This window comes from Ferrovibrio sp. GW821-FHT12D07 (assembly GCF_058807275.1).
The window spans coordinates 258,896-282,287 of the sequence record NZ_JBXAQN010000001.1; the positions used below are offsets into that span (position 1 = coordinate 258,896).

General features: G+C 64.2%; 18 protein-coding genes. 4 read left to right on the top strand and 14 right to left on the bottom strand.

What is annotated here, in order from left to right:
• The 4 genes from AC1RRE_RS01325 to AC1RRE_RS01340 all read right to left on the bottom strand — a co-directional run bounded on the left by AC1RRE_RS01325 (window position 1) and on the right by AC1RRE_RS01340 (window position 8,093).
• Window positions 1-1,638 carry a ShlB/FhaC/HecB family hemolysin secretion/activation protein gene (locus AC1RRE_RS01325; RefSeq protein ID WP_492979243.1) on the bottom strand — a complete coding sequence of 546 codons (1,638 nt, stop codon included), beginning with the start codon at window positions 1,636-1,638 and terminating at the stop codon, window positions 1-3.
• Between the two features lie 29 nt (window positions 1,639-1,667).
• The gene (locus AC1RRE_RS01330; protein ID WP_492979244.1) at window positions 1,668-4,643 is read right to left on the bottom strand and encodes a two-partner secretion domain-containing protein; all 2,976 of its coding nucleotides are present in this window, start codon (window positions 4,641-4,643) and stop codon (window positions 1,668-1,670) included.
• A 104-nt stretch (window positions 4,644-4,747) separates the two neighbouring features.
• On the bottom strand, window positions 4,748-7,366 hold the full coding sequence (locus tag AC1RRE_RS01335) for an ATP-binding protein (protein WP_492979245.1): 2,619 nt from the start codon (window positions 7,364-7,366) through the stop codon (window positions 4,748-4,750).
• Complete coding sequence (locus tag AC1RRE_RS01340) at window positions 7,341-8,093, bottom strand: response regulator (RefSeq protein ID WP_492979246.1); 753 nt, start codon at window positions 8,091-8,093, stop codon at window positions 7,341-7,343. Before AC1RRE_RS01340 ends, AC1RRE_RS01335 begins: the two co-directional genes overlap by 26 nt.
• Before the next feature lie 440 nt (window positions 8,094-8,533).
• Here AC1RRE_RS01340 and AC1RRE_RS01345 point away from each other — a divergent pair, with 440 nt between their 5' ends.
• Window positions 8,534-10,273 carry a Na/Pi cotransporter family protein gene (locus AC1RRE_RS01345; RefSeq protein WP_492979247.1) on the top strand — a complete coding sequence of 580 codons (1,740 nt, stop codon included), beginning with the start codon at window positions 8,534-8,536 and terminating at the stop codon, window positions 10,271-10,273.
• A 9-nt stretch (window positions 10,274-10,282) separates the two neighbouring features.
• On the opposite strand, the gene AC1RRE_RS01350 is transcribed toward AC1RRE_RS01345, so the two are convergent.
• The 8 genes from AC1RRE_RS01350 to AC1RRE_RS01385 all read right to left on the bottom strand — a co-directional run bounded on the left by AC1RRE_RS01350 (window position 10,283) and on the right by AC1RRE_RS01385 (window position 19,354).
• Entirely contained in the window at window positions 10,283-11,545 is a 1,263-nt protein-coding gene (locus AC1RRE_RS01350) for an MFS transporter (RefSeq protein ID WP_492979248.1), read from the bottom strand.
• Between the two features lie 39 nt (window positions 11,546-11,584).
• Window positions 11,585-11,914: a DHCW motif cupin fold protein gene (locus AC1RRE_RS01355; RefSeq protein WP_492979249.1), complete on the bottom strand. Its 330-nt coding sequence runs from the start codon at window positions 11,912-11,914 to the stop codon at window positions 11,585-11,587.
• 118 nt (window positions 11,915-12,032) lie between these two features.
• Complete coding sequence (locus AC1RRE_RS01360; RefSeq protein WP_492979250.1) at window positions 12,033-13,175, bottom strand: acyl-CoA dehydrogenase family protein; 1,143 nt, start codon at window positions 13,173-13,175, stop codon at window positions 12,033-12,035.
• 2 nt (window positions 13,176-13,177) lie between these two features.
• On the bottom strand, window positions 13,178-13,717 hold the full coding sequence (locus AC1RRE_RS01365; RefSeq protein ID WP_492979251.1) for a GNAT family N-acetyltransferase: 540 nt from the start codon (window positions 13,715-13,717) through the stop codon (window positions 13,178-13,180).
• A gap of 18 nt (window positions 13,718-13,735) precedes the next feature.
• On the bottom strand, window positions 13,736-15,682 hold the full coding sequence (locus AC1RRE_RS01370; protein ID WP_492979252.1) for an acetyl/propionyl/methylcrotonyl-CoA carboxylase subunit alpha: 1,947 nt from the start codon (window positions 15,680-15,682) through the stop codon (window positions 13,736-13,738).
• Complete coding sequence (locus AC1RRE_RS01375; RefSeq protein ID WP_492979253.1) at window positions 15,683-16,843, bottom strand: acyl-CoA dehydrogenase family protein; 1,161 nt, start codon at window positions 16,841-16,843, stop codon at window positions 15,683-15,685.
• A 13-nt stretch (window positions 16,844-16,856) separates the two neighbouring features.
• Window positions 16,857-18,476, bottom strand: coding sequence for an acyl-CoA carboxylase subunit beta (locus AC1RRE_RS01380; RefSeq protein WP_492979254.1), 1,620 nt, complete (start codon window positions 18,474-18,476; stop codon window positions 16,857-16,859).
• Window positions 18,477-18,478: 2 nt separating this feature from the next.
• Window positions 18,479-19,354: an SDR family oxidoreductase gene (locus tag AC1RRE_RS01385; protein WP_492979255.1), complete on the bottom strand. Its 876-nt coding sequence runs from the start codon at window positions 19,352-19,354 to the stop codon at window positions 18,479-18,481.
• A 180-nt stretch (window positions 19,355-19,534) separates the two neighbouring features.
• Between AC1RRE_RS01385 and AC1RRE_RS01390 the strand changes: the two genes are divergently transcribed.
• On the top strand, window positions 19,535-19,825 hold the full coding sequence (locus AC1RRE_RS01390; RefSeq protein WP_492979256.1) for an SCP2 sterol-binding domain-containing protein: 291 nt from the start codon (window positions 19,535-19,537) through the stop codon (window positions 19,823-19,825).
• 43 nt (window positions 19,826-19,868) lie between these two features.
• Here AC1RRE_RS01390 and AC1RRE_RS01395 read toward each other — a convergent pair whose 3' ends face one another.
• A complete protein-coding gene (locus AC1RRE_RS01395) occupies window positions 19,869-20,660 on the bottom strand; it encodes an FTR1 family iron permease (RefSeq protein WP_492979257.1) in 792 nt (263 codons plus the stop codon).
• 273 nt (window positions 20,661-20,933) lie between these two features.
• Here AC1RRE_RS01395 and fabI point away from each other — a divergent pair, with 273 nt between their 5' ends.
• A complete protein-coding gene (gene fabI / locus AC1RRE_RS01400; RefSeq protein WP_492979258.1) occupies window positions 20,934-21,773 on the top strand; it encodes an enoyl-ACP reductase FabI in 840 nt (279 codons plus the stop codon).
• A 9-nt stretch (window positions 21,774-21,782) separates the two neighbouring features.
• Window positions 21,783-22,892, top strand: coding sequence for a chorismate synthase (gene aroC / locus AC1RRE_RS01405; RefSeq protein ID WP_492979259.1), 1,110 nt, complete (start codon window positions 21,783-21,785; stop codon window positions 22,890-22,892).
• Here aroC and AC1RRE_RS01410 read toward each other — a convergent pair whose 3' ends face one another.
• Window positions 22,893-23,312: a four-helix bundle copper-binding protein gene (locus tag AC1RRE_RS01410; RefSeq protein WP_492979260.1), complete on the bottom strand. Its 420-nt coding sequence runs from the start codon at window positions 23,310-23,312 to the stop codon at window positions 22,893-22,895.
• Between the last annotated feature and the right edge of the window lie 80 nt (window positions 23,313-23,392).

A 23,392-nucleotide genomic window follows, 5' to 3' on the forward strand; every position in this document is an offset into this window, starting at 1 on the left:
CTAGTAGGTCAGCGACAGGCCGAAGTGAATCTGCGTGCCTTCCGACTGGGTCTGCGGGTTGCGCTGCATGCCGCGGCCGGCATCCATACGGGCCGAGACATAACGCCCCATGTTGTACGTGAAGCCGACGCCCACGGCGCGCAGCCACACGCTTTCCGACTCGCCGGCGATCGGGGCCTGCTGCCGCCCGTTGGCCATATCGTAGAAGAGATGGAAGCGCAGCGCGTCCTGCGGAATGTCGAGGCCGAACAGTTTCTGCGGCGACAGCACGGGAAGCTGGAACTCGTTGCGCAGCACGAAGCCGTAATCGGCGGTGGCATCGGATTCCGGATAGCCGCGCACGGCGCCATAGCCGGCCAGGTTCAGCTGCTCGCTGCCGATCAGGCGATAAGGGGTGAACTGATAGGCCAGCCGGTGATTGAGGCCAAAGCCACGCGGCAGCTCGAAGCTGCGGCCGATATCGCCGTTGATGTAATGATATTTTGCATAGGCGCCCTGGCGGGCGCTGGCGAACCGCTCATCGGTGTTGAAGGCCGACAGGCCGCCCGGGCTGGCAAACAGGCCGATCCGCGCCGTCGTCCCGCCCCATGCATCCGGGCGCGAGGCATTATACTCCGCAGCGAACTGCACCACATCAGTGGTGGTCTGGTTCACCGAAATCTTGTTGAAGTCGAGCTGGTTTTCGGCGCGCTTGAAATCCAGGCCGCCCGAGACCGACTGCGTGATCCCGGTCGCCTTCCAGTCCGGCAGCGGCATGACATAACGGCCCAGCAGCGAATTGTTGGAACCGGACTGGTCGAAGGGTTCGGGCAGCTTGCTCTTGCTGTCGCCGTGTACGGCCGTCAGGTTGATGCCGTCGCCATTGGCGAAAGGCGCGTAATAACCGAAGCGATGCGTCTTGCTGAACTCGAAGCCCGGATCAGTGGAAAAATCGTAGCTGAGCTCATGCCCGATGCCGAAGGCGTTGCCCCAGGTGGCGCCGGCATTATAGCGGTAGCGCGAGGTCAGCTTGGTGCCGGTATTGTCGTAGCCGCCGCGCAGGCTGACCGGAAAGCTGTCGCGCGCCTGTAGAGTAATGTCGGTCTCGCCGAGATTCTCGCCGGCCTTCACATCGGGCGACGCCGTGCGGAAACCGCCATGGGCGACTGCATCCGCACCGGATTTCAGGCTTCCCATCTTGATCGGCTGGCCCGGCCGCAGGTTGAAGTAGCGCCGATAGGAGTCTTCGGAGAACCAGTTGGCCCCCTGGACATTGAGACGGCCGACCACGCCGCGCTGCACGTCGACCCGGATGATACCGGCCGTGACATCCTGCGGTGGCACCGAAACCGAGACGAAGGGTTCATCCAGCACTTCGCCATGGAAAACCGTGATGATTTCGACGATCTGGTTGGCCGTCTCCATGCTGATGGCCTGGCCACGCAGACCGGCCAGCTTCTCGGAAAGGCCCGCGGCGTCGATCCAGGGCGTCTGCCGGGTATCGACGAACGGCCCTGCGGAAGAAGCGGCAGCGTCTGTCCCGTAAGGCATCAGCACAATGCCCTGCAGCCCCGGCGTGTCTGCGCCGGCAGCCCGGCCGAGCAGGCACAGACCGGCGAACAGGATCGCGGCGATGCGGCTGGTGAAGGATATGGTCATGGGCCTTGTGTGATCAGACGGAAAGGACATCAGCTGCGCCCAAGCTGCCCGCCCGCCATGAGGGAGAGGGCGGCGGCCAGGAGTTGCGGCTGTGAAATCAGATCGTTGAAGTTCGTTTTGGAGGCGATGCCGATCATTGTCGGATTGTATCCGGCGTATTGCTGTTGAATCTGCCCGATGGGGTTGGCGTCATAGACCGGCTCCTTGCCACCAGTCAGGAGCATGCCAAGGTTGGGGATGTTCATTCCGGATTGCTGGTTGAGCACGCTCGGATTGTTGGCGATGCTTGTCAGCGCCGTGCCGATCATCTGCCGCTTGGCTTCCCCGGCCACGGTCGCGACCGCGAAGAGGAAGGAGCTTTCGGCTTCCGTCCGCTGGTCGGCCGGCTTGACCATAGCCTGCGTCATGATGGTCAGCATGGTTCCCAGCACCGCCTCCCGGCTCTGGTTCGGCGCAGCGCTGAGCCTGCTGGCGAACAGCTCGGCGCCGGCACCGCTCAGGCCGTAGCTGTTGCGCTTGGGAGCCACATGTTCGATCTGCATGCCCAGCACGCCCGAAAAGGCCTTGGCCCGGCCCAGCATCCACTGCGCCGCCTCCACCTTGCCGTCATAACCATTCCTGATCTGCTCCGGCGTTGCCTTCGACAGCAGATAAGTCCGATACATTTCCATGAACTCCTGAACCTGCGCGGGCGAGGTCGTGTAGTACACGTTGGCATCATCATTGTTGAGGATGCTGGTGATTGTATCGGCGACCGATAGCCAGTTCTGCGCCGTGATGATCTGCGTGAAGCTGCCACTGCTGAACACCGGCGACACGGGCGACGGTATGGTGACGACGGTAACCGGCACTTCCTCAAGCTGATAGACCGGCGGATTGCGGTATGAACGATCGACCTCCGGCGGCAGGGTCGTACCGCCTGAGATGTAGAAGCTGTTGCCGCTGCTGTTCGGGTTATCGGGGAAGGACACGCCGTTGATCACGGTGGGGGCCAGGCCGCCGAGGTTGCTGCCGCTCTGGTTGGCAGCATAGAAGCGGTAGGTCGCAACATTCGAGCCGATCAGGCCCGTGCCCGCGTTGTTGGTGACAGTGCCGCCGACGGCACCCAGCACAACATTGTTGCTGATCACATCCAGCACGGTGCCGGACGCGAAGGTCAGGTTGCCGTTATTCTTGAGGATGAGGTGACCACTGAGGAACGCGCCAGTATTGCCGCTCACGGTCAGGTTGCTGCTGGTGTTATGAAACGTGAGCGTCCCGGCCGAACTGGTCCCGGCGAATTGCAGCGCATTGACCTGATTGCCGGCATTCGTGGCCGTGAAGGTACCGCCGCCGAACGCGTCTACGAGCAGCGTGTTGGCATCGATGATACCGTTCAGCGCGACCGTGGTGCCGAAGCGGGCATTCGTCGCCAGCGTCCCGACATGAATCCTGGATGCGGCCGACTGGCTGATCTGATGTCCGCCGTTGGTATCCAGACCGGCTTCGAGCCGCAGCGTGCCGCCATTGCCGAAGGTGAGGATATCGGCATTGATGGCGATGCCGCCCTGCGCGGTCAGCGTGAGATTGTTGCCCGACGTCCAGTCGATCTGGTTACCGACGGTGATGTTGCCAGTCTGGCTGCCGCCGCCTGTAGTCAGCACCTGAACATTGCCGAGCGCGAGCTGCGCTTCCAGTGTTGCCACGCTCAGGATGGACGTGTCGGCCGATGGCGTACAGGTTCCACTGCCGCAGGTGTTATTGCTGTCCGTGCCATTGGTGATGAAGACATCGTGCGGATCGAGCAGCAGCGATCCCGCCTGGCCCTTCGGCGCACGCAGATCGGCCAGGCCATTATAGGCGAGCTGCTGCTTGCCCGAGACTTCGGCCTTGCCGCCGTTGCCGCCGTCAGCGCCGCCTCGGGCGCTGATCCGGCCGTCGAAAGCGGTGCGGCCATCGGCCCAGACCACCACCGTGCCGCCATCGCCCTGTTCGGTGGCATCGGCTTTGATCTGCGCACCGGCCGCCACCATGGTCTGCTGTGCGTTGGCGACCTCGGCATCCTTGCCCTGCCAGCCGCCGCCTGCTTTCACCGTGCCGCCACCCAGCCGGCCCGAAGCATCGATAGTCGTCGCCGCACCCAGCGCCACCGTCTCGCCGGTGATCACCACATCGCCGCCGCGCTCGCCGCGCCGGGCCACGATCTCGCCATTGTTGCTGACGCTGCCGCCGGTGAGGAAGACGCGGCCATCGCGATTTTCCACGCCGCTGGCGCGCACGGTGCCGGTGTTGTTGACCGCCAAGCCATAGGCATTGCCCTGCACGGCGCGCAGTTCCACCCGCGCCGCTTCGATCAGGCCGTTGTTGTCGACGCCGGCCTGCGCCATCTGCGTCAGCGCGGGCGATGCCACCGCCACCACGGAATTGTCGGCTTGCAGCAGGATTTCAGATCCTGCGGCCAGCGCTGCCGTGCCGCCCTCGGCGCGAATCTGGCCGCTGTTGGTCACCTTGCGTGCGATCAGGGCGACACCGCCCGCACCGGTGACGATCTCGCCCTGATTCTCCACGGCCTTGTCCGACGTGCCCTGGAAGCGCATGGCGCCGCCGGCCATGAAGTCGCTGTTGGAGACATCCAGTGTGCTGGCAACGAAGCGGTTGGTCTCGATGCGCGCACCGTTGCCGACCACGATGCCATGCGGATTGATCAGGTAGACCTGACCATTGGAGCGGATGTTGCCCAGCAGTTGCGAGGGATTGGAGCCGGTCACACGGTTCAGCACGGCCGAGCCGGCCGACGGCAGGTTGAACTGCGCGGTGTTGCCGGCGCCGAGCGAGAAGCCCTGCCAGTTGATGATGGCGCGATTGGTGGACTGGTTGACGGTGGTGGTGTTGGCGCTTTGCGAGATGCTGGCGCCACCGCTGACCACCTGTCCGCCCGTGGGCTGCTGGGCCGTCACCCCCGCCGCAACCAGCATGAAGGTCGTCGTGCACAGCAGCAGCGATTTCCGGTTCCGGATCATGGTCATCCCCCAGGGCGATGCATCCTCCCTGGGTGTTACTGAACCGGCATAGCGACAGCAATCGAAGCTGGACCGTCGTTACGATCCATTCAGGTTTCGTTGCTTCCCGTTCAGGCGGGGAGCGCTTCGACCCGGCCGCGGGCCAGACGGGCCGGCGGCGACTGGTCGATGCTGTCGTCCATCAGCCGGCGCAGCGCGGCGAGATCCGCCCGGCTGCCGCCATCGACCAATTTCTCGCCGCGCAGCGCCTCGCGCGCCAGTTCGGGAAACCCGAGCAGCGCGGCACTGCCGGACAGGCGATGCAGAAGATCGGCCGTCGCCTTGCCCTGACTGCCGGAGTCGGCAGCTGCCAGATCGCCAGTCAGCAGCAGGAACTTGCCCAGCGCACGCTGCAGGCCGTCGGCGCCGAGTTCGTCGAACAGCTCGAACTGCCGGGCGCGGTCGACCAGCGGCAGCGCCGCGACGGCGGCGCGGATCAGCGCCGCCACTTCCGCCGGCGACATCGTCTTGCCCGGACTGGGCAGGATGCCCAGAACGCCCACCGCCGGCGTCCAGCGATCGGGATCGGCGGAGAAAGCAATGACCGGAACCTGTCGTGCGATCGGACTCTGCCGCAGCCGGCGCATGATGGCGGTCATCATGTCCATGTCGATCGACAGGTCCATCAGCACGGCATCGATCTCGCCCTGCGGCGCATGGTCCGCCGCCATCTGCGGCAGTACCGCCTCGACGCCAATGACCTCGCGATTGAGCAGCTGCGCCCAGGCATCGCGCTGGTCCGCATCGTCATCGATGAACCAGATCGTATGCCGCCGGCCGGTCACACCGAAACTCGCCACCGGTAGCGGCAGGTCGATCACGAAGCGTGTGCCCTGCGGCACGTTGTCCTGTACGGCAAGCGAACCACCCATCAGGCCGGCCAGATGCCGCGTGATCGTCAGGCCGAGGCCGACACCCGGCGTTTCCGGGTCGGCCTTGTAGAAGGGATCGAAGACCTGATCGCGCTGCACCGCCGGAATGCCGGGACCGGTATCGGCGATCTCGAACCGGATGCGCCGCGCATCGCCGGTGCCACTGGCCGAGACGGCGAGGCTGACGGTGCCGCTGTCCGAGAACTTCACTGCATTGTCCAGCAGGTTGGTTAGGATCTGCTTCAGCCGCAGCGGATCGCCGCTGGCGCCGGCCTCGATCGTGCCATCCAGCGCGTAATCCAGTCTGAGGCCCTTCTCTTCGGCGCGATAGCGCAGCATGGCGACGCAGTCCTCGACCACATTCACCAGATCGAAGGGCACGGCATTGATCTGGAAGCGCGCCGTCGCCAGACGCTGGCGATCCAGCAGGTCGGACAGCAGGCCGAGCATCGTGGCGCTGGAACGGCTGACCAGATCGAACAGGCGATGCAGTCCTATGTCGCTGGTCTGCGTTCTCGCCGCGCTGACTGTGGCGATGATCGACAGCACCGGCGCGCGCAGGTCGTGGCTGATCGAGGCGATGAAGGTCTGCAGCGCCTCGCGGCGGTTCTCGGCAGCACTGCGGTCGCGGTCGAGCGCCCGCAGGCGCGCGCCCAGCGCCTGCGACAGCAACAGCGCTTCCCAGGTTGCCCCCAGGAGGATGAGGAGCAGGGTTGTGCCGGAGAAAGGATAGAGGCCGAAGGTGCTCGGGATCGCATAGCTGGAGCTGGCGATATATGCGCCCCATCCGATCAGGAACCACCAGGCGCCGGCAATGCGGCGCCAGACCGCCCAGATGCCGGCCCAGACCATGGCCACATTCCCCAGGATGGCCAGCAGATAGGAGTAATCCGGTCCCCTGACCCAGGCGCGGTGCAGGTCCGGGAACGGCCACAGCAGGATCGTGAGCGCGATGAAGCAGCCATGGATCACCGCGATCACCAGCAGGGTGCGGTCCAGGGCCCTGGGCATCTTGTCGGCGGCGAACAGCGACCGGACGAAGAGCGGGCTGAACATCACAATGCCGGCGACGGACAGCTTGTAAACAATGCGGTTGTGATCGGTGAGGCCGAACAGATCGGCGAAGACGCCATAGACCGCGCACCAGGTGACAAAGCCCGACAGCGCATGCAGGGCGTACCAGATATGCGACCAGCGGCGCAGCGCCAGCCCGAGCGAGAGGTTGTAAACCCCGACCGCGAGGATGGCGGCCAGCGCGAACAGCACAATCACATGATGGGTGGTGGCCCAGGCGATATAGCCGGGGAGATCAATGATATCGGCCACCAGCGTGTTGAAAGATACGGCAGCGACCCGCAGCACCACCGTGCGGGTTTCGCCGGTCGGCACGGCGAATGGAAAGCGCTGGCCCAGCGCCAGCGTCGCACCGCTGGTCACGCCGACGGCGACGGCATCGTCGCGCCGCTGCAGGCTTTGCACTACGCCGTCCTTCAGTACGGCGAAGACCGGCAGGTAGAGCGGATCGGTATCCATCCGCAGCACCCAGTCGCGCTGTCCGGTTCCGGTGGGATTCTCGACCGTCAGCACGAACCAGCGTTCGCCATACATGTCATGCGGCAGCGACAGGTTACCGGCCACGGCGCGTACGGCGGCGATCTCCGGCGGCAGCACCGCTTCGGCGCCATGAAAGACATCGGCCTGCATCAGCAGATTGACGGGATCGCCGATCTGAAGCGTCGCCGTCCTGGCGACGGCAATACCGGTCCAGCCCAGCAGGATGACAGCGGCGAGGCTAGTAAGGCGCCGGTACGAAAACATAGCCCTGACCATGCACGGTCTGGATCAGTTGCGGCGCGCGCGGATTGTCGCCCAGTTTCTTGCGCAGACGGGACACCAGCACATCCAGGCTTTCCGCCGACAGCGACACCGTATCCGAGCCCATGGCGACGACATGGTCGCGCGTGGTGAGCTTCTGCGAACGCTGCACCAGACAGGCCAGCACCTGATATTCACCGGGCGTGAGGCGGACTTCCTCGCCATCGACGCGGCGCAGGCGCTGGGTCGCCAAGTTGAGCGCCCAGTTCTCGAAGCGGATCGTCTCCGATACATCGCTGCGGCCATTGGCGGCGATGCGCCGCATCAGCGCGCCGACCCGCGCCCGCACTTCCCGCAGATTGAAAGGCTTGGCGATATAGTCGTCGGCGCCGATCTCCAGGCCGACGATGCGGTCGACCTCGTCATCCAGACGCGTGACCAGGATGATGCCGATATCGGAGCGCGCCCGCAGGCGGCGCGTCAGCGTCAGGCCATCGACGCCGGGCAACCGGATATCGAGCAGCACGATGTCGGCCGGGAAGACCCGCAGCATCGCCTCCATCTGGTCGCCTTCGGCGCAATCCTTGACCTGATAGCCGTTTTCCGAGAGCGACTGGCAGAGGATGTCGCGCACGACAGGATCGTCATCGACGATCAGGACATGGCCCACCGGTGCGGACACCTGTGGCTGCGCCATCTCACGGCCGGGACGATCCGAGTCCGCAGTCATATGTCGCGTGTCCGTCATGCCTAATGTTTCTGCCGAACTCCGGAGCCAGATCAGTATGCCCTATACACCGGCTCGAAGCTTGGCAACCGGAATGGCGGCGGTTTCCTGCCAGGGCGGCCCCACAAGCAGCCGCATTGTCACCACCTTTCCCGCACATGGTGGCCAACTCTTAACTGCCGCAGGCCCTGACTGGGGGGCAGACTGGTCTGCACCAGCTCTGACGGTGCGCCCGGTCACGGAACCTTGCGGTTTACCCGGTGTATTAAGGCCTTGGCCCGGCTGTCATCTGGGTGTAATAGAACTGTAACAATACGACTTTGCCTCGAGGTATCTCTTAAAATGGCTGTTTTCCGCGATCCGGACCCCGACCCTGATTCGCCCGCCCTAGACGCTGGCGCGCCCCCCGCTCTCCTGTCGCGCCATATCCGGGGGGCTGCGCGATGAACCCTGCCACCACACCAGGCGCGACTGAACTGCTTCTCAATCTGGCCGCCGGCGTCGCGCTCCTGCTCTGGGGCGTGCGCATGGTCCGCACCGGCATGACGCGCGCCTTCGGTGCCAGCTTGCGCCGCTATCTGGGCAGCGCCATGCGCAACCGCTTCCAGGCCTTCCTCGCCGGTATCGGCGTGACCGCGCTGCTGCAGTCCAGCACCGCGACCGCGATGATCGTGTCGTCCTTTGCCGGCCGCGGGCTGATCGTCGGCGGCGCGGCGATCGCCGTGCTGCTCGGCGCCGGCATCGGCACATCCATCACCGCACAGTATCTGTCGCTCGACCTGCACTGGCTCGGACCGCTCTGCCTGGTCTTCGGCGTCATCGGTTTCCTGTCGAGCGAAGGCGGCATGCCGCGCCATGGTGGCCGCCTTCTGATCGGGCTGGGCCTGATGCTGCTGTCGCTGGAAATGATCATCGGCGCGTCGGCGCCGCTGCGTAACTCGCCCGGCCTCGCCATCGTGATGTCGCCGCTGGAGCGTGAGCCGATCCTGGCCATCCTGCTGTTTGCCGTGATTACCTGGATCAGTCATGCGAGCCTGGCCACCGTGCTGCTGGCCGCCGCCATGGCCAAGGCCGGCACCATCGATGCCGGACTCGCCATCGCCCTCGTCGTCGGCGCCAATCTCGGCACGGCGATCTCGCCGCTGCTCGCATCCTCGGGAGAACCGCCCGCCGCACGCCGCGCCCAGCTCGCCAACCTGATCACCCGCGTGATCGCCTGCGTCGCCGTGCTGCCCTTTATTGCGCAGATGCCGCAATGGCTCGGTGTGTTCGGCACCGATGCCGCCCGCATGGCGGTGAATGCGCATACCGCCTTCAACATCGCCATCGCGCTGGTCTTCCTGCCGCTGACCACGCCGCTGGACAAGCTGGCCCGCCGCATCATGCCGGACCTGCCGACCGTCGACGATGCCGCCAAGCCGCGCTATCTCGATCATTCGGCACTCGACTCGCCCACCGTGGCGCTGGCCGGCGCGGCGCGCGAAACGCTGCGCCTGAGCGATGCCGTGGCGCGCATGCTGGACGACACTATGACGGTGTTCACCCATGACGACGCCAAGCTGAAAAAGGCCGTGGAACAGGCCGACGATGCGGTCGACGGCCTGTACGAAGCCATCAAGCTCTATCTGACCGAACTGTCGAAGCACGAGATGGATGAAGCCGAAAGCCGGCGCTATGTCGCCGTGCTGACCTTCACCACTAATCTCGAGCATATCGGCGACATCATCGACAAGAACCTGATGGATCTGGCGCAGAAGAAGATCAAGAACAAGCTGACCTTCTCAAAGGAAGGCCTGGCCGAACTGACCGGCTTCCATCACCGCGTCGCCGCCAACCTGCAGATGGCCTGCAACCTGTTCATGTCAGGCGATGTGAAAGTGGCCCGCCAGCTGCTGAAGGAAAAGGCCGACCTGCGCGAAGCCGAACAGCTGGCCGCCGAGAACCACTACCAGCGCATCCGCGATGGCCGTTCGGAAAGCATTGAGACCAGCGCCATCCATCTCGACCTGATCCGCGATCTGAAGCGCATCAACAGCCATCTGACGGCTGTGGCCTATCCGATCCTGGAACAGAATGGCGAACTCTCGGCCACCCGCCTGCGCGCCGAGGAACGGCTCGACCGCAGCTCGACGCATGGCGCCGAGACCGCAGCCAAAGCGACCGGCAAGACCAGCCTGGCGTAAGACGACGGTTTAAGCAGCGGCGGCTTGAGAAAGCTGCCGCTGCTGCATCAGTCGCCACAGCAGCCAGGCGCCGATCACCACATTCAACAGGTTCCAGCCGATGCCATTGAGCAGGGCTGCCTGATACGAGCCGGTGAAGTCGTAGATCTTGCCCGACATCCAGCCGCCCAGCGCCATGCCGGCCAGCGTGGCCGAGACCGCCAGGCTGACGCGCAGGCCGGCCTGGCCTGCGGGAAACAGTTCACGCACGATGAAGGCGTAGCTCGGCACGATGCCGCCCTGCACCAGGCCGAAGATGGCCGAGATGATGTAGAGCGACATCAGCCCGTCAAACGGCAGATAGAGCGACAGCGCGATCATCTGCAGGGTTGAGCCCAGCAGCAGCGTCGACAGCCCGCCGATGCGATCGAGAATCCAGCCCGATGCCAGCCGGCTGACAATGCCGCAGCCCAGCATCAGCGCCAGCATCTCGGCGCCACGCGCCGGGCCATAACCCAGATCAACACAATAGGCGACCAGATGCACCTGCGGCATCGACATCGCCACGCAGCAGCCCAGTCCCATGATCATCAGCAGGAATTGCAGCATGTTGGGCTGCAGGCCGAGCGGCCGCGCGGCGGCACTGGCTTGCGCGGCGGTCTGCACCAGCGGCACCAGCAGCGGCGGACGGCGGCGCAGCAGCAGCGCCAGCGGCAGCATGGTGACGAGGCAGAACAGTCCGGCATAGAAATGGGTGTCGCGCCAGCCGATGGTGGCAATGAAATGCTCCAGCACCGGCGGCCAGACCACGCCCGAGAGATAATTGCCGGCGGCGCAAAGGCCCATGGCGAAGCCGCGGCGGCGGTTGAACCACTGCGAGGTATCGGCCAGCAGCGGCGCGAACATGGCGGCGCTGCCGAACATGCCGCAGATGCCGCCGGAGATCGCCGCGAAGATCAGGATGCTTGGCGCATGCGACAGCGCGACATAGCCGATGCCGAGCGCCAATGCCGCGATCATCACCGGCCACATGATGCCGCGCTTGTCGGCCAGACGGCCCATCATGATGCTGCCAAAAACAAAGCCGATCATGGTCAGCGTATAGGGCAGTGCCGCCTCGGCGCGTGTGATGCCGAACTCCGCCTGCACGGCCGGCACAGTCACAACCGGCGACCACATGCCGATGCCGCCGATGGTGCCCAGCACCACGGCCGCCGCCAGCCGCAGCCAGGCATAGGACGATTCGATGTCTTCTGCCGTGCCCTGATAGGCCGTCGCGGACTGCACTGTCATTGTTTTATGTGTTTCCTGCCCTGACGCGAAAGATACAGACTAGTCGACAACGAACAGCTTGGCACCCGTCGCCGTCCGCGAGCGATGCGGCTCGGCGTTATCGGCAACTTGATAGGACTGTCCGGCCTTCATGATGAACTCGCGGCCGTCCTCAAGCTCGGTGACGAGCTCTCCTTCAAGAACGAACAGGATATGGCCCTTCACGCACCAGTGGTCGGCCAGATAGCCCGGCGTGTAGTCCAGCATGCGCACGCGCACATCGCCGAATTTCTGGGTGCGCCAGGTGGCGGTGCCGGTCTCGCCCTTGTGGTGCGTTGGCTCGATCTTCGACCAGTCCGTCGTGCCGAAAGGAATGTTGGACATCTGCATGGGAGGCGCTCCTGAAATAGCAGGACGCTTCATATTCCCGCATTTCACAAAAATCCAGTGCGGAATTGTCGGGGGACAATGGCCGCCATGTTTCCACTGTTTCGCAGTCTGGCCGCACTCACCAGCCGAGCTGCCGGCTCGCCAGGTCCTTCATGATTTCCTCGGTGCCGCCGCCGATGGCGTTCACCTTCACTTCACGATAGATGCGTTCGGATTTTGAACCGCGCATAAAGCCGGCGCCGCCGAGAATCTGCACGGCTTCGCTGGCACAGAACGCCATGGTCTGCGTCGCCTGGTTCTTCAGCATGCATAATTCGGCAATCGGGCTTTCACCCTGATCGAGCGCCCAGGCGATGCGTTCGAGAAAGGCTTGGCTCGCCTCGATGCGCTGCGCCATGTCGACCAGCTTGTGCCGCAGCACCTGATGGCCAAGCAGTTTTTTACCGAAGGCCTCGCGCTGCCGCGCATAGTCCAGCGCCTCGTCATAGGCGGCACGGGCAAAGCCGATGGCGGAGGCCGACAGTCCCAAGCGTTCGTCATTGAAATTCAGCATCACGCCCATGAAGCCGGCGTTTTCCTGACCGATCAGGTTTTCCACCGGCACGCGGCAATCGTCAAAGTGAAGCGTCGCGGTATCGGATGCCCACCAGCCCATCTTTTTCAGCGGCGTGCGCGTGAAGCCCGGCGTGTCGCGCTCGATCAGCAACAGCGAGATGCCACCCATGCCCGCCCCGCCGGTGCGCACCGCCACGGTGTAATAGTCGGCACGCATCCCTGAGGTGATGAAGGTCTTTTCGCCGCGCACCACATAATGGTCGCCATCCTTCTTCGCTGTGGTCTTCAGGTTGGCGACATCGGACCCGCCCGAGGGCTCGGTGATGGCCAGTGCCGAAATCTTCTCGCCGCCGAGCACGCCCGGCAGCACCCTGGCCTTCAGCGCATCCGAGCCCAGTTTGGCGATCGGCGGCGCTCCGATGGTATGACTCATCAGCGACGCCGCCACGCCGCCAGATCCAGCTCGCGCCAGTTCCTGCGCGGCGATCACGGCATAGAAACGGTCACCCGCAATGCCGCCATAGGCTTCCGGGAAATTCAGGCCCAGCAGGCCGACAGCGGCGGCCTTTCTGTAAAGATCGCGCGGGAATTCGCCGGCCTCGTCCCATTGATCGACGAAAGGCGCGATCTCCTTGGTGACGAAGCGCCGCAACTGGTGGCGGAAGGCCTCATGCTCGGCCGTGTAATAGGGCGAGGCGGCCAGCATGGTCAGCGCATGCCCGGGGTGGGCGGCCGCAGGCGCGCCATGATCATGATGTCGTCGTAATGGTTATCCAGCTTGCGGGCGCGGATTTTCGTGCCTTCGGTGACAAAGCCGAATTTGCGATACAGTGCCACCGCGCCGGTATTGGAGGCATAGACCTGCAGCTCGATGCGCTCGAGGCCGACGCGACCGGACCAGTCGAAACAAGCCTGCATCATCTGCGTGCCCAGGCCCTTGCCGCGATACTGTTCGATCAGGCCCATGCCCAGCACGCCGACATGGTTGAAGCCGGGACGATGCGGATTGTCGGGCGCGACATGGATGTTGCACCAGCCGACCACCGTATCCTGCGGATCGACGGCGACCACGAAGGGCAGGTCGCGCTGCATCATCGCCTTGATGTAGAACAGCGCCTCGCGCTCCGATGGCGCTTCGGTAAACGCGATAAACAGGCGTTCACGCGCGATCTGGTCGAGGCAGGCGCGGTAGGATGCCGCATCCGATTCCTTCAGCGGCCGCACGGTGGCATTGATCGTTTCGCTCATGGCGTTACTCCACCCACTCTAGTCCGTCAGCGACGCGAGAAGCTGCCGCGTCGCCACCTGGTCGCCCACTTTCACCGGCAGGCGTTCCACCAGGCCGTCGATGCGCGCCACCATCTCATGCTGCATCTTCATCGCTTCCATCACTACCAGCCGCTGGCCTTTGGTCACCCGCTCGCCTTCGGCGGCCAGCACGGCGACGATCTTGCCATTCATCGGCGCGCGCAGCTCACGGTCTGCCGCCGCTTCGTTTTCTGCCGGCGGCGCCCAGGTCAGATCGCGGCAGGCCAGATCGTCACGGCCACTGCTGATATACAGCGTCTGCTGCGCAAAGGCGAAGGCGATCTCGCGTTCGGCGCCTTCAACCAGCAGGCGCAGTCTGGTCGTGCTGCGCTGCGTCACCTGCAGGGCTGCGCCATCAATGCTGTAGCGGTCCAGGCCCAGTACGGCGACCTGGCATTTGCGCGTCTGCTCACCGAAGCCGAGCAGCACCGGCCAGACGACACTGCCAGTGGAAGACCAGCTGTGGCCGGGATCATGGCCAGACTGCGCGGCACTATGCTCGAACCACAGCAGCGCCGCCGCCTGCAGCAGTACATCGCCGGGCACGGGGGCAATCATCGCCGCGAAATGCTGCGGGATGAACCGTGTCGTCGCCTTGCCCGCCGCGAAATCTGCATGAGACAGCAGGTCGATCAGGAAGCGGCGATTGGTTTCCAGCCCCAGCGCGGTGGTGCGCGACAGCGCGGCCAGCAGCTTGCGCCGCGCCGCGTCGCGGGTGTCGCCGTGACTGATAATCTTGGCGATCATCGGATCATAGAAAGGCGTGATGGTCTGGCCGTGTGCATGCAGACCGTGATCGGTGCGCACGCCATCGGATGGCTGCCACAGCAGCAGCTCGCCGGCCTGCGGCAGGAAGCCCTGATGCGGCGCCTCGGCATAGAGCCGCACTTCAATGGCATGACCGGTCAGCGTCACGTCATCCTGCGTGAGTGGGAGTCGTTTTCCAGCCGCCACCGCGATCTGCAGCGCCACCAGATCCAGCCCGGTGATCATCTCGGTCACCGGATGCTCGACCTGCAGTCGCGTGTTCATCTCCAGGAAATAAAAGCTCTTGCCATCGGCATCGAGCAGGAACTCCACCGTGCCGGCGCCGACATAGCCGATGGCTTTCGCAGCGGCCACCGCAGCCGCGCCCATCTGCGCGCGCAAGGCTGCATTGACCGCCGGCGACGGCGCCTCTTCAATGACCTTCTGGTGCCGGCGCTGCACGCTGCAATCGCGCTCGCCCAGATGAAGGGTGTTGCCCTGTGTATCGGCGAAAACCTGAATCTCGATATGCCGGCCGTCGACCACGGCTTTTTCCAGGATCAACTCGCCCGAGCCAAAGGCATTCTCCGCCTCGGCGCGCGCCGTGCCGATCGCATGCGGCAGGTCGGCGGCCTCCGTCACCAGACGCATGCCGCGTCCGCCGCCACCAGCTGCCGCCTTCACCATCACCGGCAGGCCGATCTTTTTCGCCTCGGCCACCAGCGTCGCATCATCCTGCGCTGCCCCCTGATAGCCCGGCACGCAGGGAACCTTGGCGGCGATCATGCGCTGCTTGGCCGCCGCCTTGTTGCCCATGGCGGCAATGGCCGTGGCCGGCGGCCCGATGAAAACCAGCCCGGCATCGGCGCAGGCCGTGGCAAACTCCGCATTCTCCGACAGGAAGCCGTAGCCCGGATGCACCGCCTGCGCGCCAGCCTGCTTTGCGGCGGCGATGATCGCCGCGATCTTCAGGTAACTCTGCTTCGCCTCAGCTGGACCAATACAGATGGCTGCATCGGCCATCTGCGTGTGCAGCGCGCCGGCATCGGCCTCGGACCAGACCGCCACCGTGCGATAGCCGAGCGCCTTTGCCGAGCGGATCACCCGGCAGGCGATCTCGCCGCGATTGGCGATCAGGATGGTGTCGAAAGACGCCACTTATGACTTCTTCTTGCCGGGCAGGATGCCCATGTATTTCGAGATGATCCCCAGCATCACCTCGTCGGCGCCGCCGCCGATGGAGGCGAGCCGGCTGTCGCGATAGGCGCGGCTGATCGGCGTCTCGTTCATGAACCCCATGCCGCCGAAATACTGCAGGCAGGCATCGGTGATCTCACGCGCCAGCCGGCCGGCCTTCAGCTTGGCCATCGAGGCCAGCATGGTGACGTCCTCGCCCTTCAGCATCAGATCGGCGGCGCGGTAGCTGATCGAGCGCAGCAGCTCGACCTCGGTGCGCAATTCCGCCATGCGGAAATGCACCACCTGGTTGTCGAGGATCGACTGCCCGAAGGCCTTGCGCTGGCGAGTGTAATCAATCGTCTCGTCGATATGGCGGTCAAAGGCCAGCAGTGACGAGAAGGCGCACCACAGGCGCTCTTCCTGGAACTGCTGCATCTGGTAGACGAAGCCCTGGCCTTCCTGGCCGATCAGGTAGCGCTGCGGGATGCGCACGTCGTCGAGATAGACCTGCGCCGTATCCGAGCAGCGCATGCCCATCTTGTCGAGCTTGCGCGCGATCTGCACGCCCTTGGTCTTCATCGGCAGGCAGAGCAGAGACTTGTTCTGGTGGATCGGGCCTTCGCCGGTATTGGCCAGCAGGCACATCCAGTCGGCCTGGGTGCCGTTGGTGGTCCACATCTTGCCACCATTAATGACGTAGTCGCCACCGTCCTTCCTGGCCGTGGTCTTGATGCCGGCGACATCCGAGCCAGCGCCGACTTCCGACACGCCGAGGCAGACCACCTGGTCGCCGGCAATCGAGGGCACGAGAAACTCTTTCCGCAGCTCGTCCGAGCCGAAGCGGGCAAGCGCCGGCGTGCCCATATCGGTCTGCACGCCGATGCCCATCGGCACGCCGCCGCAATTGATATGGCCCAGCGCCTCGATCATCACCATCTGGTAGGAGTAATCGAGGCCGAGGCCGCCATATTCCGTGGGCTTGTTGATGCCGAGGAAACCGAGATCGCCCATCTTCTTGAACAGCGCATGCGCCGGGAAGATGCCATCGCGCTCCCATTCATCGACATGCGGATTGATTTCCGTATCGATGAACTTGATCAGGTTGCGGCGCAGGCCTTCATGTTCCTGAGTGAACTCCATGACGCGTTCTCCTTCACATGCGGGCAATGCCGAAGGCATTGGGTTTGGTGACGCGCGCATCGGCCACGCGACAGATATCGAGGCAGAGCGCCAGCACGCGGCGGCTGTCACGCGGATCGATCAGGCCGTCATCCCACAGCCGCGCGGTGGCGTAATAGGCCGTCGACTCGGCTTCCATCTTCTTCACGACCTGCGCCTTCATCTTCTCCAGCGCTACCATGTCGGGTTCGGCGCCGGCGCGGCGGAATTTCTCTTCCGCCACGATGCCCAGCACGCCGGCGGCTTGCTCAGGCCCCATCACGGCGATGCGGTTGTTGGGCCAGGCGAAGATGAAGCGCGGATCGTAGGCGCGGCCGCACATGCCGTAATTGCCGGCCCCGAAGCTGGCGCCGATATGCAGGGTCAGTTTCGGCACGCGCGCATTGGTGACAGCCTGGATCATCTTGGAGCCGTGCTTGACGATGCCGCCGCGTTCGGCGTCTTTCCCCACCATGTAGCCGGTGGTGTTCTGCAGGAAGACGATCGGCATGTCGCTCTGGTCGCAGAGCTGGATGAACTGCGCGGCCTTCACGGCGCCTTCGGTGTCGATGGGGCCGTTGTTACCGATGATCCCGATGGCCTCACCCTCGATGCTGGCCTGGCCGCAGACCGTGTGGCTGCCGTATGTCGGCTTGAAATCGGTGAAGTCGCTGGCATCGACCAGCCGGGCGATCACCTCGTGCACGTCATAGGGCTTGCGATAATCCACCGGCACGATGCCGCAGAGTTCGTCGATGTCGTAGGCCGGCGCAGTCCAGGCTTTTTTCTGTAGCTGCGGCCCGCGCTCGTTCCAGGGCAGGCGCTGCAGAATCTCGCGCGCGATCCGAATCCCGTCGGCATCGTCCTCGGCCATGAACTCGGCCACGCCAGACACCGTCGTGTGCATCTCGGCGCCGCCGAGTTCTTCATCGGTGGCGATCTCGCCAGTGGCGGATTTGAGCAACGGCGGCCCGGCGAGGAAAATCTTCGCCCGGCCTTTCACCACCACCACGTAATCACTCAGGCCCGGGATATAGGCGCCGCCCGCCGTGCTGGAACCATGCACCACGGTGACCTGCGGAATGCCAGCCGCCGAGAGCCGCGCCTGGTTGGCGAAGCCGCGTCCGCCATCGACAAAAATCTCGGCCTGGTAATTCAGGTTGGCGCCGCCAGATTCGACCAGGTTCACCACCGGCAGCTTGTTGCGATAGGCCATCTCCTGCGCCCGCAGGGATTTGCGCAGGCCCATCGGCGCAATGGTGCCCCCCTTGATGCCGCTGTCGGACGCCGTGATCATGCAGCGGATGCCGCTGATGCTGCCGATGCCGGCGATGAAGCCGCCGCCCATGATATTCTCGGTGCCATCGTCGTCATGCATCTGGAAGCCGCAGAGCGTCGAGATTTCCAGGAATGCGCTGCCGCGATCCAGCAGATGATTGATACGGTCTCTTGGCGTGATCTGGCCGCGCTTCTCGAAGACCGGCCGGCGCGCATTGGAAGTGTCGCGCACGCGCTGCTCAAGCTTTCGGAAGCCATCGACCAGCGCCAGCATGTCAGTGCGGTTCTGCCGGTAGCTCTCCGACGCAGTCTCGACGGATGAGCGAAGCAGCGCCATCGTCAGCTCTCTTTCAGAACGTCGGGCTGCACCGCGCGGTGGAAGCCGTCGAAAGCCTGCGATTTTCCATGCTTGGTGAGCGGATAATGCCGGCGCGCATTCGGCACCGCGCCATCCACACGCAAGGTCGTGCCGCTGATGAAGTTGGCCGCCGGCGACAGCAGATAGACGATGGCGGCCGAGACCTCGGCCTCGGTGCCCAGCCGCTGCAACGGCACATGGTTGCGCATGTCGCGAATGAGAGGCTTCATCCAGTCGGGATAGGTGTCCATGCCGCTGGAGGCGATCCAGCCCGGCGCCACGGCGTTGACGCGCACACCGCTCATGCCCCATTCGCAGGCCGCCGTCTCGGTGAAGTTCACCATGCCGGCGCGTGCCGCACCCGAATGACCCATATTGGGCATGCCCATCCACATATCGGCGACGATGTTGACGATGCTGCCGCCGTGATCGGCCATCCATTGCGTGTAGCATTCCCGCGCCATCAGGAAGCCGCCGGTGAGGTTGTTGCGCACCACGGCATCCCAGCCCTTCTGCGAGGTCTGGGCCAGCGGTGCCGGAAACTGACCGCCGGCATTGTTGACCAGGCCGTCGATGCGGCCGAACTGTTTCAGCGCCAGCGTGACCGTCTCGGCGACGGCAGCTTCCTCGCGGATGTCGCAGCTGAAGCAGGCGACTTTCACATGGCCGCCATTGTCCGTACGCAGCTCTTCCGATACCGCCTGCAGCTTTTCAATCTTGCGGCCGATCAGCACCAGCGTGGCGCCGAGCCGCGCCAGTTCATGCGCGGTGCAACGGCCAATGCCGGAGCCGCCGCCGGTGACCAGGATGACCTGGCCGGCGAACAAATCATCGCGGAAGACCGACTGATACGGCATCGGATGTTTCGCTCCCTGATGCGGTCTTTTGAAGAGAAACCGTCATCTGTTTTTCGTTATGAAGAGACGCTACTTGACGCTAACGTAAGCGTCAATATAGGGTGCGAAAAACCCGCATGGCACCTGACGTTACGTCAATTCCGCCGCGCAACTATCGATATACAACCGGGAGCCTTCGCCATGTCGCTCGAACAGATCACCCAGCAGATGACCCAGCGTGTGAAGCCCGGTGCGCTCGATGCCACCGTGAAGTTCGATTTCGGCGATGACGGTCAGATCTTTGTCGACGGCAATGCCGGCACCGTGAGCAACGAAGATGCCGAGGCAGATTGCACCATCACCATCTCGATGGACAATTTCGTCGCGCTGTCGAGCGGCGATCTCGATCCCACCACCGCCTTCATGATGGGCAAGCTCAAGGTCAAGGGCAGCATGGGCGTGGCGATGAAACTGCAGTCCATCCTGGGCTGAGCCCACCACAGACCGTCATGCCGCGCCAGCGCGGCATGACCGGTTACGCCAGCTTGTCGGGGCTGCCGGTCCTGCTGCCCGGCGTCAGCCAGAGCACGGCGCCCGCGCCCAGAATCAGCAGCAATTGCAGGCCCAGCGACTGCAGGCTGGGGTTGACGCCGAGGCTGATCAGCCAATCAGGCAACATCACCTGATCTGATGGCAGCCAGCCGGCGACCTGGAATTCGTCGATCGCCTCGCCGACAAACCGCAAGCCCAGCACAAACAGGAAAATCGAAGTGACGGCAAACAGCGGTCGCAGCGGCAGCCGCATGGCCATGCGCGTCATCGCCCAGTAGCAGACGGCCAGCGCGATCACCGCCAGCGTACCGCCTATCACCACGGCGGGCATCGCGCCCACTTCATCATCGGTGGCGGCATAGAGGAACAGGATGGTCTCGGCGCCCTCGCGCAGGACGGACAGAAACGCGATCGTGCCCAGCATCAGCGAACTGTCGCCCGCCAGTGCGCTGCTCACCTTCTGCTCAAGATGCTGCTGCCAGACCCGCAGGTTGCGGAACCGCCAGAGCCAGGCGCTGACATGGAACAGCAGCACGGCAACGCAGAGCATGATGACGGCTTCAGTCAGGTCATCGATATTGGCGAAGACTTCCTCGAAGACCCAGGCGACGCCCAGGCTGGCGATCAGCGCCAGGCCGACGCCCCAGGCCAGCGCCTGCAGCCGGTGGCTTTCGCCCGCCCGGATCAGGAAGGCGGCGAGCGCCGCAACCACGAGCAGGGCTTCTAGCCCTTCGCGGAGCACAATCAGGAAAGTGAGAAGGGTCAGGCTGAACATTGGCTGGGGCGGCCGGAAAACCAGATTTCGGGGAAGTATAAGTGTTAAACGTGTGAAACCCATCCTTTATCCAAGAGAACCCCAGCTTCTTTGCGCCTTCCGTACACGGCCCCCCAAATTTCTGCCAAGTCCTTGTTTAAAAACAGGTTATCCGCCTTGGCGCAGGGACTCAACTGGAGTAGTCTCCCCGACCAGAATGCGTGCCCGGCCGCCCTTTTTTACAGGACGGCCCCGGCCGTCCGGCCCAAATAAAGCTGATTACCGAGGGGATTCATGTCCAATCCGCAACCGCTCATGCAGGGCAAGCGTGGCCTGATCATGGGCGTCGCCAACGACCGTTCGCTGGCCTGGGGCATCGCCACGGCGCTGCACAATCATGGTGCCGAACTGGCGTTCACCTACCAGGGCGAGGCGCTGGAAAAGCGCGTGAAGCCGCTGGCCGCCACCATCGGCGCCCAGCATGTGCTGGAATGCGATGTCACCAATCCCGCCTCGATCGACAGCACCTTCGCCGCCCTTGAAAAGGCCTGGGGCAAGCTGGACTTCCTGGTTCATGCCATCGGCTTCTCCGACAAGAACGAGCTGAAGGGTCGCTATATCGACACCAGCTTCGATAACTTCGCGCTGACCATGAATGTCAGCTGCTACAGCTTCACCGCCGTGATGCAGCGCGCGGAAAAGCTGATGACTGACGGCGGTTCGGCGCTGACGCTGACCTATTACGGCGCGGAGCGCGTCATGCCGCATTACAACGTGATGGGCGTGGCCAAGGCCGCCCTTGAAGCATCCGTCCGTTATCTCGCCGCCGATCTCGGTCGCAAGAATATCCGCGTCAATGCCATCTCGGCCGGTCCGATCAAGACCCTGGCTGCCAGCGGCATCGGCGACTTCCGCGCCATCCTGCGCTGGAACGAACTGAATGCGCCGCTGCGCCGCAACGTCACCATCGAACAGGTCGGCGGCGCTGGCCTGTATCTGCTGAGCGAACTCGGCTCGGGCGTGACGGGCGAAACCCATCATGTCGACAGCGGTTATCACAGCGTCGGCATGGTGGCGGTGGATCAGGCGGCGCAGGTCGCCGATCTGCTGCTGTCGCTCAAGAAAGACGCGTAAGCAGGCCTCATGTCGGATAACAGCTTCGGTCGGCTCTTCCGCGTCACCACCTGGGGCGAAAGCCACGGGCCGGCGCTGGGCTGCATCATCGACGGTGCGCCGCCGCGCATCGCGCTGACCGAAGCCGACATCCAGGATTGGATGGACAAGCGCAAGCCGGGCACCTCGCGCTTCGTCACCCAGCGCCGCGAACCGGATACCGTGAAGATTCTGTCCGGGACATTTGAAGGCCAGACCACCGGCACGCCGATCTCGCTGTTCATCGACAATGTCGACCAGCGCAGCAAGGACTACGGCGAGATCATGGACAAATTCCGTCCAGGACATGCCGACTACACTTACTGGAGCAAATACGGCATCCGCGATTATCGCGGCGGCGGGCGCAGCTCGGCGCGCGAGACCGCGGCCCGTGTGGCTGCCGGTGCGGTGGCGCGTCAGGTGCTCAAGACGCTGATCGGTCCGCAGGTGCAGATTCGCGGCGCGCTGGTGCAGATCGGCGAGAAGAAGATCGACGGCTCGACCTGGAGCTGGGACAGCGTGACGCAGAATCCCTTCTGGTGCCCCGATCCGAAAGTGGCGCTGGAATGGGAAGACTATCTCGATGAAATCCGCAAGGCGGGCTCGTCGGTCGGCGCCGTGGTGGAAGTCCGCGCCAGCGGCATTCCCGCTGGCCTGGGCGAACCGATCTACGGCAAGCTCGATGCCGACCTCGCCGCCGCCATGATGAGCATCAATGCGGTGAAGGGCGTGGAGATCGGCGCGGGCTTTGCCGCCGCAGCCCTGTCAGGTGAGGCCAATGCAGACGAGATGCGCCTGAAGGATGGCAAGGCTGAATTCCAGTCGAACCAGGCCGGCGGCATCCTTGGCGGCATTTCGACCGGCCAGGAACTCGTCGTGCGCTTCGCCGTGAAGCCGACCTCATCCATCCTGTCGCCTCGTGCGACGGTTGATCGCTTCGGCACCGAGACCGAGATCGCCACCAAGGGCCGTCACGATCCCTGCGTCGGCATCCGCGCGGTGCCGGTCGGTGAAGCCATGCTGGCGCTCACGCTGGCCGACCACCTGCTGCGCCATCGCGGTCAGGTCGGTGACTTCAAGTCCGGCTTCGACAAGCGGTAATCACTGGATCGTGCGGGACGCTCCGCCCAGCGCGGTGCGGCACAACTCCTCGCAATAACGGCAGGCATCGGCGCAAATCGCGCAATGCTCGTGCATCTCGGCATGCTCTTCGCATTCATTGGCGCAGACGCGGCAGGCTTCTGCGCAGGCCGCCAGCATCAGCCGCAACGTGGTGATGTTGTTGCCGGTGCGGCGCGTCGCCACCTTGCCGGTGGTGTCGCAGAGATCGGCGCAATCCATGTCGAGCCGGATGCACAGCTTCAGGTGATCGGCGTCATCCTCGGCCAGGCAGGCATCGGCGCAGGCGATGCAGGTCTGGGCGCAGTCGAAACAAGCTTCGATGCAGTCGATCAGCGCGGCATCGGCATCGACGTCGTTTTCGACCTGCGGATGGGTCTGGATCATCATCTGGGCATGCATGGCACTCTCCCCGGCTGTGACTGATGGGGGACCAACCCCCGCCAGGGCCCTTTGTTCCGGCGGCGCTTCGCCCTAATCTC

Excerpts from the sequence above, each read along its gene's own strand:
- AC1RRE_RS01325 (WP_492979243.1), bottom strand. The coding sequence starts at position 1,638 with ATGACCATATCCTTCACCAGCCGCATCGCCGCGATCCTGTTCGCCGGT.
- AC1RRE_RS01330 (WP_492979244.1), bottom strand. The coding sequence starts at position 4,643 with ATGACCATGATCCGGAACCGGAAATCGCTGCTGCTGTGCACGACGACC.
- AC1RRE_RS01335 (WP_492979245.1), bottom strand. The coding sequence starts at position 7,366 with ATGTTTTCGTACCGGCGCCTTACTAGCCTCGCCGCTGTCATCCTGCTG.
- AC1RRE_RS01340 (WP_492979246.1), bottom strand. The coding sequence starts at position 8,093 with ATGACTGCGGACTCGGATCGTCCCGGCCGTGAGATGGCGCAGCCACAG.
- AC1RRE_RS01345 (WP_492979247.1), top strand. The coding sequence starts at position 8,534 with ATGAACCCTGCCACCACACCAGGCGCGACTGAACTGCTTCTCAATCTG.
- AC1RRE_RS01350 (WP_492979248.1), bottom strand. The coding sequence starts at position 11,545 with ATGACAGTGCAGTCCGCGACGGCCTATCAGGGCACGGCAGAAGACATC.
- AC1RRE_RS01355 (WP_492979249.1), bottom strand. The coding sequence starts at position 11,914 with ATGCAGATGTCCAACATTCCTTTCGGCACGACGGACTGGTCGAAGATC.
- AC1RRE_RS01360 (WP_492979250.1), bottom strand. The coding sequence starts at position 13,175 with ATGCTGGCCGCCTCGCCCTATTACACGGCCGAGCATGAGGCCTTCCGC.
- AC1RRE_RS01365 (WP_492979251.1), bottom strand. The coding sequence starts at position 13,717 with ATGAGCGAAACGATCAATGCCACCGTGCGGCCGCTGAAGGAATCGGAT.
- AC1RRE_RS01375 (WP_492979253.1), bottom strand. The coding sequence starts at position 16,843 with ATGGAGTTCACTCAGGAACATGAAGGCCTGCGCCGCAACCTGATCAAG.
- AC1RRE_RS01380 (WP_492979254.1), bottom strand. The coding sequence starts at position 18,476 with ATGGCGCTGCTTCGCTCATCCGTCGAGACTGCGTCGGAGAGCTACCGG.
- AC1RRE_RS01385 (WP_492979255.1), bottom strand. The coding sequence starts at position 19,354 with ATGCCGTATCAGTCGGTCTTCCGCGATGATTTGTTCGCCGGCCAGGTC.
- AC1RRE_RS01390 (WP_492979256.1), top strand. The coding sequence starts at position 19,535 with ATGTCGCTCGAACAGATCACCCAGCAGATGACCCAGCGTGTGAAGCCC.
- AC1RRE_RS01395 (WP_492979257.1), bottom strand. The coding sequence starts at position 20,660 with ATGTTCAGCCTGACCCTTCTCACTTTCCTGATTGTGCTCCGCGAAGGG.
- fabI (WP_492979258.1), top strand. The coding sequence starts at position 20,934 with ATGTCCAATCCGCAACCGCTCATGCAGGGCAAGCGTGGCCTGATCATG.
- aroC (WP_492979259.1), top strand. The coding sequence starts at position 21,783 with ATGTCGGATAACAGCTTCGGTCGGCTCTTCCGCGTCACCACCTGGGGC.
- AC1RRE_RS01410 (WP_492979260.1), bottom strand. The coding sequence starts at position 23,312 with ATGCATGCCCAGATGATGATCCAGACCCATCCGCAGGTCGAAAACGAC.